Origin of the sequence: Pacificoceanicola algae, assembly GCF_049341065.1 — a bacterium.
In the GTDB taxonomy this organism is placed as follows: Bacteria; Pseudomonadota; Alphaproteobacteria; order Rhodobacterales; family Rhodobacteraceae; genus Pacificoceanicola.
In genome coordinates, this window is record NZ_JBMPIX010000004.1 from 415,100 (window position 1) to 426,816 (window position 11,717).

10 protein-coding genes and 2 pseudogenes are annotated in these 11,717 nt (G+C 57.7%); 6 read left to right on the plus strand and 6 right to left on the minus strand.

Features of this window, described 5'->3' with window-relative positions:
* Positions 1–7: 7 nt before the first annotated feature.
* Both ACOYQJ_RS09030 and arfB read left to right on the plus strand, forming a co-directional pair.
* Entirely contained in the window at positions 8–658 is a 651-nt protein-coding gene (locus ACOYQJ_RS09030) for a queuosine precursor transporter (RefSeq protein WP_422905689.1), read from the plus strand.
* 329 nt (positions 659–987) lie between these two features.
* The gene (gene arfB / locus ACOYQJ_RS09035) at positions 988–1,407 is read left to right on the plus strand and encodes an alternative ribosome rescue aminoacyl-tRNA hydrolase ArfB (protein ID WP_422905690.1); all 420 of its coding nucleotides are present in this window, start codon (positions 988–990) and stop codon (positions 1,405–1,407) included.
* 660 nt (positions 1,408–2,067) lie between these two features.
* Here the strand turns inward: arfB and ACOYQJ_RS09040 are convergent.
* Positions 2,068–2,196: a hypothetical protein gene (locus ACOYQJ_RS09040; protein ID WP_422905691.1), complete on the minus strand. Its 129-nt coding sequence runs from the start codon at positions 2,194–2,196 to the stop codon at positions 2,068–2,070.
* Between the two features lie 306 nt (positions 2,197–2,502).
* On the opposite strand from ACOYQJ_RS09040, the pseudogene ACOYQJ_RS09045 reads away from it, so the two are divergent.
* A pseudogene (locus ACOYQJ_RS09045) lies at positions 2,503–2,797 on the plus strand (hypothetical protein); the annotation flags it as partial.
* Between the two features lie 347 nt (positions 2,798–3,144).
* On the opposite strand, the gene ACOYQJ_RS09050 reads toward ACOYQJ_RS09045, so the two are convergent.
* Positions 3,145–4,128 (minus strand): Hint domain-containing protein, encoded by a 984-nt coding sequence (locus tag ACOYQJ_RS09050; RefSeq protein ID WP_422905692.1) that lies wholly within the window; start codon positions 4,126–4,128, stop codon positions 3,145–3,147.
* A gap of 470 nt (positions 4,129–4,598) precedes the next feature.
* Here ACOYQJ_RS09050 and rsgA point away from each other — a divergent pair, with 470 nt between their 5' ends.
* The 3 genes from rsgA to ACOYQJ_RS09065 all read left to right on the plus strand — a co-directional run bounded on the left by rsgA (position 4,599) and on the right by ACOYQJ_RS09065 (position 7,255).
* Positions 4,599–5,651: a ribosome small subunit-dependent GTPase A gene (gene rsgA / locus ACOYQJ_RS09055; protein ID WP_422905693.1), complete on the plus strand. Its 1,053-nt coding sequence runs from the start codon at positions 4,599–4,601 to the stop codon at positions 5,649–5,651.
* Positions 5,652–5,655: 4 nt separating this feature from the next.
* The gene (locus ACOYQJ_RS09060; RefSeq protein WP_422905694.1) at positions 5,656–6,087 is read left to right on the plus strand and encodes a GNAT family N-acetyltransferase; all 432 of its coding nucleotides are present in this window, start codon (positions 5,656–5,658) and stop codon (positions 6,085–6,087) included.
* Positions 6,088–6,232: 145 nt separating this feature from the next.
* Entirely contained in the window at positions 6,233–7,255 is a 1,023-nt protein-coding gene (locus tag ACOYQJ_RS09065) for a helix-turn-helix domain-containing protein (protein ID WP_422905695.1), read from the plus strand.
* A 43-nt stretch (positions 7,256–7,298) separates the two neighbouring features.
* Here ACOYQJ_RS09065 and ACOYQJ_RS09070 read toward each other — a convergent pair whose 3' ends face one another.
* The 4 genes and pseudogenes from ACOYQJ_RS09070 to ACOYQJ_RS09085 form a co-directional block, all read right to left on the minus strand.
* Complete coding sequence (locus ACOYQJ_RS09070; RefSeq protein ID WP_422905696.1) at positions 7,299–8,051, minus strand: CPBP family intramembrane glutamic endopeptidase; 753 nt, start codon at positions 8,049–8,051, stop codon at positions 7,299–7,301.
* A 131-nt stretch (positions 8,052–8,182) separates the two neighbouring features.
* Positions 8,183–8,764 carry a hypothetical protein gene (locus ACOYQJ_RS09075; protein WP_422905697.1) on the minus strand — a complete coding sequence of 194 codons (582 nt, stop codon included), beginning with the start codon at positions 8,762–8,764 and terminating at the stop codon, positions 8,183–8,185.
* A 371-nt stretch (positions 8,765–9,135) separates the two neighbouring features.
* Positions 9,136–10,425 (minus strand): MFS transporter, encoded by a 1,290-nt coding sequence (locus tag ACOYQJ_RS09080; RefSeq protein WP_422905698.1) that lies wholly within the window; start codon positions 10,423–10,425, stop codon positions 9,136–9,138.
* A 232-nt stretch (positions 10,426–10,657) separates the two neighbouring features.
* Positions 10,658–11,717 (minus strand): annotated as a pseudogene (locus ACOYQJ_RS09085) (transposase); the annotation flags it as partial.

Consider the following 11,717-nt stretch of genomic DNA (forward strand, 5'->3'; position numbering starts at 1 on the left):
TTATCAAATGACGCGCAAGCACCTTCCCGGCATTCTTGCCATGGCCGCCATCGTTGTGGCCTCGAACATCCTTGTTCAGTTCCTGATCCTCGATGGTCTTCTGACCTGGGGCGCCTTTACATATCCGCTCGCCTTTCTTGTCACCGACGTGATGAATCGAATCTACGGCGCAGGCCCGGCCCGCCGCGTGGTGTTGGCCGGTTTTGTGACGGGCGTGATCTGCTCGTTGATCGGCAGCCAGATCATGCTGCAAGGCGACGGTTATACCTATGCCGCCGTTCCGCTGCGCATCGCGGTCGGATCGGGTGTCGCTTTTCTTGTCGCGCAGATGACCGATATCACCGTCTTCAATCGCTTCCGCGAGGGACGCTGGTGGCGTGCTCCGCTGGTCTCGACCCTGATCGGATCGGCACTGGACACCGCCTTGTTCTTTACCATCGCCTTTTCGGCCTCGCTGACCTTCTTTGGCGAAAACGCCGACAGCGCGATCAACTGGGCGTGGGACACCGTTCCTTTCCTGAACGCTGGCCCCGAAGCGCCGCTTTGGGTGACGCTCGCCTTTGCTGACTGGCTGGTGAAACTGACGCTGGCGCTAATCGCCCTGATCCCTTTCAAAGTGATCGTTTCGAAGGCAACTGCACGGCCTGTTTCAGTCTGAAAGAAAAAAAGACTTTGTGGATCGCGAAAGCCGTGCCAACATCATCTTGAGGCGGCCCAACGGGAACACCCCATATCGGCCAGAAAGCCTCGTGCGTTTTCAACAGCTGAAAGGAGGTGATCCAGTGGTCAGAGAAACATTGGAGAGAGGTGTCGGAACAGTTAGAGGAAAGGCAACCTAGGGCAATCCCTGGGGCGTATTTCCCCAAACTGGCGAGCAGCCTAACCGGCCCCGCCTCCTAATTCTCGAAGGGTCGCCTACAGGGGCGACCCTTTTCATTGCGGCGTCATGCCATTCAATTGCCCCGCAAATTGCATTACCAAAGTCCCATGCGCATCAACGATCAAATCACCATTGAAGACTGGGAGCTGACGGAACAGTTTACCCGCTCGTCCGGCCCGGGTGGGCAGAACGTGAACAAGGTGTCCACCGCGGTCGAGCTTCGGTTCGAAGCCGAGCGGTCCCCGAACTTGCCCGGCCCGGTCAAGAACCGGTTGCGCAAACTTGCAGGGCGCCGCTGGACGAAAGAGGGCGCGCTGGTCATTCAGGTCGAAGAAACCCGCAGTCAGGCGCGCAACCGCGATATTGCCCGCGAACGGCTGACCGAGTTGATCCAAAAAGCCTGCGAGAAACCCAAGCGCCGCATCCCGACGAAGCCGACGCTGGGGTCGAAGAAGCGCCGCATCAAAGCCAAGAAAGAACGCGCGGAGGTCAAATCTCTCCGCGGTCGCGTCGATCCTGGCGACTAACCCTTGTTGACAAAGGCGGTTCAAATCGCGGTTTTAGTATGATCCAAGCTGGTGTCTGCGACGGAGACCAGCTTGACACGAGGCCAGATACTGGACGTTTTTGAACGGTTTGCCGATTTCTGCTATTTTGCGGCTGTTTGGACTGGACTGAATTTGTGAACACGTCAGTCCTGGAATGGGAGCGGTCATTTAACATGCTTCAGACGAACCGCAGCTACTGAACTGCCGTTCTTTGGGCGGGTGGCGTTTGAACCGTGCGGGTGTTCTGGACAATCAAAGTGCCGTTAAGCGTCCGAAGGGAACGCAACAAGCTTTTCCGCGGCTGACGTCGAACCTTTCTAACGTGACCGATAGAAAAAAATTATGGGGTGTCGAGTGGTTGCCGGCGCTACGCGGTAAGCTGTCCCATGTCCTACGGTCTGGAGAATAAGCTCGGACTGGAAGTGAGTTCCGAGAAGATCGAAGGGCAAGGTCGGGTCTACAGGCTGCCCATCCGGTTGGCGCCGCGGAGCGGTCGTGCCAAGCCAAATGTCTCGGCAGATTGCCAACTGTGCACGCCGGCATTCAGCGGATCGTGAACTCCACACGGTAGGATTCCGGAGCGCTTGTCCGGTTTACGATCTCGACCACATGGTCGCCCGATTGCCAGAGTTGTCCTTCTTAGGGCGTGCCAGAGGCAACCATATCCAAAAGGCGGGAGCCGTCGGGGTTGATGATCCGGTAATCCATCGCTGCTCCGTCGGACATCGCCTGCACTGACAGGAACTGCCCGCCCCGCGCACCGGGCACGTACAGGATCGCATCGCCTGCACCCAGAGTGCAGCCGTCGATCGCGGCCTAAGCGGCCTGGGCCTCGAGTCGGTCGGCAAAGACCAGTACCGCAGCAAGCGCGGTAGCGATCGTAAGGGTATGTTTCATGCGGCGAACTCCGCCGGCAGAATTCGCCCGCCGATCGACGATTTCCCCGCCACGGTCAATACGCTTCGATCAGCATCGCTTGCTGCAGGGATTTCAGCAGTGCCCGCTCTTCACCACCGCTTCCGTCTATCCGCGCGGGTCCCCGTCCCGGTCCGCAAAGAGCATCGCCTGGAGCCCACACCAGAGTTCATTCGACGGCTCCTGATCCATGTCCTACCCCCTCTCGCACATGCAACGCATGGGCTGCCGGGCAGCGGACGGATATCGCGGCATCCGGCATTACGGATTGCTGGCCAGTTCGACCCGCAAGGCCAACATCACGAAGATCGGTGCCTTACTTTGCGTGCTGCGCCGGGAACAGGCCTTCGCGCCAAGTGTCGAAGCCGAGGTCATCCCACGCACCCTACGCAAACCATGCCCTTGCTGCGGCGGCTCCATGCGGATCATCAAGATTTCTGGCGCGGGCATGCAATCCGGCCATACGCTCCACGCTACCCGTTGGGTGGTCGCCCGAAAACAGGAGATTCTGACAAACGTGCCGCGAACGATGACGGGGAAGAAGTGCGTGGCTGGCAAACGGAAGAACAATAGCCACGAGTTCAAGGCGAAGGTGGCCGTTGAGGTGATCCTATCGACACGCCTGTGCAGATGCTTGCTGCCTTTGGGCAGACGATACCGCCGAAATGGCGACTTGAAATCCGTTGAATTGGCTTTCTAAGATCACACCGAAAAAACTTGGCAATGCCCGCTCCGATGTTTCACGTTAGTTACTCGAAAAAAGGAACGCCACGCAAATCGCGGCGTCCACAATCGCAGGGATTATAGCGCGATATCGAATTCAGGCGCGTTTGGAATTCCAAGCCGCTCGCGAAGCGCATCGGGCAGCAGGCGCGACGACATGATCCGCGGCAAGGGCATTTCCTCGATGGTGTGCTCTTCGCCATAGATGGCAATATACTCATCAAAGTTGTCGAATTTCCGCCGGTTGTTGCAATCAAGATAGCTTTCGGCAGGCACGCCATTGGCACGAATGACTTCGTGGCCTTCGGTTTCGACATGGAAATAGGTCACTCGGTCCGGCAGACTCGAAAGAGGATCGAAAGTGATCGTCGCGCCATTGACCAGCGCAGAGGCATTCACCGCCAGATCATCGAAAATCAGCGCATGGTCCCCGGTCAGAACCAGATCGTGCGTGGGCAAACCCTCGCCTAGCGCTCCAGCGGAAATACGGACCGGGCAGGCGCGTTCACCTGCGAAGAATTTATGCATACTCTGGCGTCCGACCCATTTCACGGGCACGGTGCGGCCATCGCTGATAGTGACCAAATCGCCGATCTCCAGCGTCTCGACCGTGCGCTCGCCGTCGGGCGTGGCAATGAGCGTGCCGGCGGCGAAGCAGACCACATCCAGCTGCGTCGTGTTGTCCAGTTGGGCCTCGATGACCGACCCGTTTGTACCGGCGCCAAATTCGGCGGCCCACGCATTGTTGATGTCAGGGCCGGTCACGGTGTTGGGAAGGGTGGCGAAATACACGGTATCGCCGCTGGTAAACCTTATGCCGACCCACAAGACACCAGGAAAGCCCGGCAGTTCCTCGGTTCCAAGATAGGTACCATTCTGATCGTAGGGGGAAATTGGGGAGCCCGTCGTGATGGTGTCGCCCGGGGTGAATTCAAGGTCCGCTTGGCCATCGCTCAACTCAGTTCCAAAAATACCGCCATCAGTGACGCTTGGCTCCGTCGCACCAACGACATTGCCGCCCGAGTCATACCGCCAGAACGCGTTGAAAGCAAAAGTTCCCATATGATCGTTCCTCTCCTAAGCGAGCCTCCGACTGGATTATCATGCTGCGTCAGCAAGTTCTAGCCGCGGACGTTGTCCTTCCATGTTCCGGGCTTCTTTTTCATCTCCTTTGCTGCAGCAAATGCTATCAAAGGAGCGGCATCAAGCCGCGACAGGTCCATAGCGGCCTTTGTTGCTTGATGCTTCACAGATCCCGCTCGACTGCTTTCACCCATCCGCACTACCGAAAGTCTTGTTAAAATTACCGCACTGATTTACGCAGGTCCCACATTCATGGAGATTTTATGACCTGATAATGCGGGGAGGCAAAGCGCCCTCCCGATGCAAAGCAAAACAGAACCGACGCTGCCGCTTGACCGCTGTGGCGAACAGCTTTGCTTGATCTGGTCAAAATCTACATTGCGGAGCGGGCTTGGCCCGTTCTCCGAACATGAAAGTTCCCTAAAATGACACGGGATTATTCCAAATTCTTGGCGCCTTCGGGTTCGAGCAAGTTACCAAAACGCGAACCTTCACCTTTGAATAGCTTGGGCTGGAAGCCCTTCTTTAGCCAACAAACCGATGTTGACGCGGCCGCTGACGCACTGCCCGTTCGTGTGGTTGAAGTCCACAGAACCGGCTTGCACGTGCTGGGCGAGAGTCTTGATACGCTCATCCCGCCGGGTCCGGATGCGACTGTCGGCGACTGGCTGCTCTATGATCGGCAAAAACCATCCAATAGTAAGGTCTTGGAACGCAGTAGCGTCTTTGAGCGTCGCGCGCCGGGCACAGACCGCAAACGGCAACTGATTGCTGCCAACGTGGATACCGTCTTTATCGTGTCGTCTTGCAACAAGGACTTCAACATCGCGCGGCTCGAACGATATGTCGCGCTGGCGTTCGAGGCGGAGGTGACGCCGATGATCCTTTTGACGAAGGCGGATCTTTGCAATGATCCAGAAGCCTACGTCAAAGCGGCAAGCGCCATTTCAAACCGTGTTCTGGTCGAAGGGCTGAATGCCTTGAGCGAAGAACCAATTGCCAAATTGGCTCCATGGTGCAAACCCGGCCAAACGATTGCCTTTCTAGGGTCGTCTGGTGTCGGGAAATCGACACTGGTCAATGCTCTTTTTCGCGAGGGTGTGGCCGATACAGCTACCATTCGCGAAGATGACAGCAAGGGGCGCCATACCACGACGCGGCGACAATTGCACTTCACTGCCGGTGGCTGCGCGGTGCTGGACACGCCCGGCATGAGAGAGCTTCAACTGACAGATGTCGAGGCAGGCATTGCGGATGTGTTCGCCGACATCGTGGCCTTGGCGGGCCACTGTCGTTTCAGCGATTGCAGACATGACAGCGAACCGGGTTGCGCCATCCAAGGTGCATTGGCGCGCGGCGAGATTGATCCTGACCGGCTTGTGCGATGGAACAAATTGGCGGCGGAGGAACGCTTTAATGCGTCCACGTTGGCCGAACGCAAAACAGCCGACAAATCTCTCCATAAGATGATCACCGCGATCCAGCGAAAGAACAGGAAGTAAGAAGATGATGCGTAGATACAAACCCGACGATACCGATGCGTTGATCGCAATCTGGGACAAAGCAGAACCACACGCGCACCCCTTCCTGTCGGACGATGTCAGGGACCAGGTGCGCCGCGATATGGCCGACATCTATCTTCCAAACGCCGAAACATGGGTTTTGGAAAAGGAGGGCGCACCGGTCGGTTTTGTCGCAATGATCGGCGCGGAAATCGGAGGCTTGTTCCTCGACCCCTCCGAACAAGGCAAAGGTCTGGGGCGTCAAATGGTGGACCATATTGTCGCCATAAAAGGCCCGCTGAGCGTCGAGGTTTTCAAAGACAACAAGATCGGTCTGCCGTTCTATGTCCGATATGGCTTTGTCGTTACCGGCGAAGGTGTGTTCGACGCCAGCGGCGACGCAACCTTCAAGATGGCGATGCCCGCTGCCAAATAATCACTTGGGAGGCGCTGATCATCAGCGCCTCCCATCAACGGTACCCGCCGCAAAGCGACATGAACTGTTGTTGACCCGACATGATTAGTCGAACAAGCGGTGGTATAGCGACGACCAGGCTGTTGTCTGGCCAGCAGGAAGACCAATGATCACTTTGCCCCTCGTTTGGCTCGTAAGTGTTCTGACGACAATCGCAGCGTTTGCATTGGCGCAGGATACCCGCATGCCGTTTCAAGCGCGCCTTTTTCTGTGCGGTTTTCTTCTGACCCTGGCGAGCATCGGCCTGCTGCTCGGGCTCAGGCTTTCCTTTGACATGCCCTGGGCCGCTTGGCTCCAGCCGTTGGTGGCCGTGATGGTTGCACCGTCGGCCTATCTCGGTTTCTCGGCTCTGACCCAGGACCTGGGGTCGAACTGGCGTAGGCGACTCCTTTTGACAGGAGCGCCGGTCGTAGTTGCGCAATTGGCAATACTGGCAAACCTCCCGGTCTCGGCAGATGTTTTTGTCCTTGCGATCAACAGCATCTACCTTGTTTTGATTGCCCGTCTTCTGCGCCGCCAGACAGATGACTTCGTCCATGTCGCGCCGCATGCCTTGATAATCGTCCGCTCCGCGATCAAGGCCACGATTGTCCTGCTTGGCATGATGGTGGCCACGGATCTTTCGATTGTCGCCGCTAGCCTGTTCGCAGGCGATGCGTATATCCTGACATTTCTGACCGGGGTGTCAGGTGTCTTTACGGCATTCGTATTTGTGGTCGCTCTTGTCGGCGCGCCGATGTTGCTTCAGGTCACAAAGGCCGACGCAACCAAGGTCGAGGGACCGACCGACGACGATCGCGCGATGCGCGCCGTGCTTGATGCGCTGATGAACGACACGCACCTTTACACAGACAGCAACCTGACCCTTGCGCGGGTCGCACGGCGCTTGTCCGTCCCCGTGCGGGATGTCTCCAACGCCATAAACAGAACGACTGGAGAGAATTTTTCCCGATACATCAACGGTTTTCGCATTCGCCATGCTCAATCCGCCTTGCGACGTACCGAGTTGTCCATCACGGAGGTGATGTTCGAAGCGGGCTTTGTCAGCAAATCGAGCTTCAATACCGAATTTCGCCGGGTGACCGGGAAAACTCCGTCTCAGTTTCGCGCCGAAAATACCACCAGCTGACGGACACAGGTAAAGCGCCATGTTGGCCCGGTGCGCGGTAAGCCTAAAGCCCGGCGGAAATAGACCAAAATGCAAGATGCGTGGCAATATGGGCAACCATTGCGTGTTCGAGACCACGTCGCCAGAACAGCCAGCCGAAAACCAGCCCGAGCAACGCAGTAAGCCCGACAGTGCGCAAAATCACAACCGGAGTAAGTGGGATGAGCGCGGCCATCGCTGGCAGGTGACCGGCTCCGAAAAGGACCGCCGAAACGAGCAAGGCGCCGAAGTAGAGCCCGGGCGGGAGCGTCGTCCACACTTTTGCGCCAACCCAGACAAGAAACGTCATCAGGCCGTATCGAAGCATGAGCTCCTCGGTAATCCCACCGTACCTGATCGCCCTGAGCGCCGCGCTCATGTCCGGAAGGCCCGCGACCGAGGGGAGCCGGATCCAGGGCGCAAACACTCTGTCGAGCACGACGACAACCGCGCCTGTGCCGAAGCCGACAACCGCTGCGAGGGCCAGCCCCGACACATCCACCAAGGGCGGCAGGTCACCCCGCAACCGCGCGGTGACCCATGACCGAAGTCCAACACGTTCCCCGAGGGCCACGCCCGCACCAATCCCGGCGACCAGCAGGATAAATGGCTGCACCACTATCAGCGCCCGCAAGACGTGGTCAGACACATCCGGGAAAGCATCGAGCTCGCGCAGCGCGTCGATGTCCTGACCTAGGGCAAGTGCGACCAACCCGAGACTTCCAAGAAACACCCAGACGAAAAATGGGACAAAGATGCGGGCAGATTGAGGGCGCATGGAAAGTCCTTTTCACTTCGTCCAACAATCATCCCTTTCCCGCCCAAGGGCGGTTCGGCAATGCAGGCGGAAGGCAGCATGTCGATGATCAAGGGCTGAGGTCATGCAACGCCGAAACCGTGATCTTCTGGTCATGCCCCCTGAGCCCGAATCTCAGAGCAGGTGATCCGGCCTGTCGAGGCACCAAATATGTCGGCTACGATGGAGCTTCCCGGATTGAGAACGAAACCGTGACTTTCACTCAATCCTGTCTGAATGATGATATCCGCCTCAGGATCATCCGGCTGCGCGCTGATGCGGTACATATCGCTGACCACGTCATCGCCAGCTGTCAGCGCGCTGGCGACTCGCGGGGATCGGAGGATCAGGCGAATTGGATGGGATTCGTTGGTAGAGATGCCTTCGCCTCCAAAATCGCCTGCGACGAAACGGATTGGGACAATCAGGCAATCGAGGCTGTCATCGCTCTTCAGGATCACGGTGCCGCGTCCCTTGATCCCCCTCAGCTGTAGCAGCGTCGCCACGCGCGGGGCGTCAATATAGGCAACCCCGTAGGCCCCGGCGGGTATTTGTTCCCCTGTTTCCGTCTGAACGGCAGCGCCTATCGGCCAGTTAGTTCTATGATCTGCATCCTGTGCGATAGCTCCAAGCTGCGTCAGGAGCAGCGAGGTCGGAGCTGTCAGAAGAAGAGTTAAAGTGTGGCGGAACGACATGACTGGTGTCCTTTTGTGCATGGTTGGTTGAGTTGCGCATGTGGCTGCAACGTCTTGCACATGAAGGATGGCGCCGGGCAAATAGCCCGAATACACGATCAAGAACGTTCGAAATCGCATTTTCGAACCTCTTGATGCGATCATCGATTTCCAATTTGTTCCGCACTGCGGCAATTCAGCCAGTGAAGTCGCTGCGCAGCGGGCAAATGGCAGCAATGCGAAAGCTGCGCCGCAGCGTCAGGCCAATTGGCCAACGGCAGTAAGGGCCATCCTTGACTGCGACCAGTCTGCTTGACCCGGTGGATGCTGCGCTGTCTCTGAGGTCCGGTTTGAGCCCATCCAACCGATGCTGCGCGTTGCACGAATGTCAACTATCGGCTTTCTAAGGCCAACCGTCTGACCAATACCAAGGTCAGCATCACTGCAATCAATAGAAACCCCGCCCCTAAAATCCACGCAATTGGTGTGGAGTAGATTTCCGCGACAGCTCCGGTAAAAACCAGACCTAATGCGGCCCCCAACTGTTGTATCAGCGATCGGAGCGACAGCATGGTCGACCGCTGGCGGTCTTCTACGCAGTGATGCAGAATACTACTGGCAGGTGTTTCGCTGACACCAAGGATCACAGAAAATAGGATGAAAACCGTCACAAATCCGATGATGCCGCCTTGCAATGCCAATGCGATTTGAATGCCTGCCAAGCAAGCAAAGGTCGCCGCCAGCGTCTTGGCGTGCCGCCGCTTGAAGATTCGGCTGATGTGCGGAGACAGAGATCCGCCGAGAGCGATCGAGAAGAAATAGGTCGCAGTTACGACACCGATAACGGTGTTGGCGTAACCCTCATCCAACATAGGTTTTGCATGTGTCGGCCAAATCACCTCGACAGGGTTGGTGGCCATCAGAAAGAACGCCAACGCTGCCAGAAGTATCGACAGTGCGGGATGTTTCACAGCCAAAAGACTCGCGTCCTTTATCACCGTTGGGACATTTTCAAAGGCGTTCTTGAGAGCAGCGACGTTCATCGGACGCGGGTTTTCGACAATGGCTAACATCGTGAAAACAAACACGCCCAGCATCACGCCGAAACTTGCTACGTAAGATGCATCATAGATGCTGAAACCGAAGCGTTCCGCGACCGGCCCCAACAGATCAGGCAGAAAACCTCCGACGACGGCCCCGATGGCCAACCCCACGGCATTGGCCCATTGCGCTTTGGCTAGGGCGGGTTGGACATCCACGTTTGGTGCGGCAGCCGTGAAAGTTTCGACAAACCAAGCATCAAGCGTGCCCGACCGAAGCGCGCGCCCAAAACCTATGAAAGCAAATGAAAGCGCCAGAACAAGGAACTCACTCGTCGAGAGAAAGAGCGCGAGCGAAATCAAGCTGGCGACGACCGCCGTCAAAAAGACCGGCTTGCGGCCAATGCTGTCGGCAAGGCCGCCAAATGGTAGCTCCATCGCCATCGTTGTGAGCGAGTAGACCCCAAATAGAAGCGAGATCTGGAAAAGGTCCATGCCTCGGTCGGTCAACGCCAAAGTAACAACAGCAACCGTCAGTCCCATCGCGAAACGGTCAAGGAATTGGTGTATCTGAAACACGCGGATGTGCCGTCGTGCCGAACTGGAAAGCGCTGCGAAGCAAAACTCTAATTCAGTTGCCATGCTTGCAACATCAACTTTGCTGCCACCGCGTACAATACCTTAAAGGCTAGAACCTGTCCGGCGTAAGCCATTGCGGTCGTTCGAATAGGCGCAGCGAAAGGGTGCTCCGTCCCGCTCAGCAGACCTCTATGCAAAGCGCAGCGAAGGTCGACTTTCAGCCGATCCCGTGGAAAAACACCCGTTCGCGGGCGCAGAATATCGACGGCTGAACGTGGCGCGCGTGCCTTTCCTGTCAGGCGTTTCGCATTTTCTGCGGGGCAGGAAGGATCTTGGCCAGCTTGCGGAGGTTCTGGGCGGTTGCAGCGAGGAGGAATTCGTCATTCGCACCGCATGCACTGCCCGGCAGGGTCATGGCGCAGCCATGATCCCGAGAGGGGCCGCGCGATCGGAGCCGGCCCAGGCCGAGGATCCGCTTGAGATGGGCGAAGAGCATCTCAACCTTCTTCCGCAGCTTCATCGAGATGACGTATTGCTCGGTTTTGGCCCCTCTCGTGCATGTAAACATGCACTGCCGGGCAGTGGATGTCCCGGGCGACCTGCCGGGCGTCCTCATGTCCCTCACGGGTGATCTTGCGGGCATCCGCGTTCGGGCAGCACTGTGCCTTTGATGGGCAGGCCTGACAGACCTCTTTCAGCGCCCGATAGCGGGCTGTTCCCTTGCCAGTCGGCCCCCGGATCGGGTCCGAATAGTTCCGGCGGAATTGCTTCAGCTCGTGCCCCTCGGGGCAGATGTACTGGTCGTTCTCCGCATCCCATTCGAAGTCTGCGCGGGTCCAGGTCCCGTCATTGCGCCCTGACTTGTCGAATACGGGAATGTGGGGCGCGATCTTGCGGTCGACCAGCCAGCCCAGCATTGGCGCAGTGCCATAGGCGGTATCCATTGCCCGGCAGTGCATTGCGACGCAATGTCACGAGAGGGGGCGATGAGCCGCTCTGGATGAAGGTCGAACCTGGTCTTCACGCGCTCCAGCATGGTCTTGGTCGAACCAACCTCGGCCTGCCGGATGGACCTGGTGGCTTCGACATCCACGATCACGCCATGGTCCGTGTCGATCAGGTAGTTGTCGGAATAGCTGAAGAATGCCGGTCCCTTGCGGGCAGCCGTCCACTGACTGGCCGGGTCAGAATGCGACGTGACCTTGGGCTGCACCTCGCTGGCGGCACCGAACGCGTTCGCGCATTCTCTCGGACCATGTATGGATGGCTCCCGCGGGGCAAGGGTTGATCGGTTGGTTCTGGCGTTTGGTCGGGTGCGGCCATGTATACGGCGTCTGAGTTGCAGCGGTGCTGCG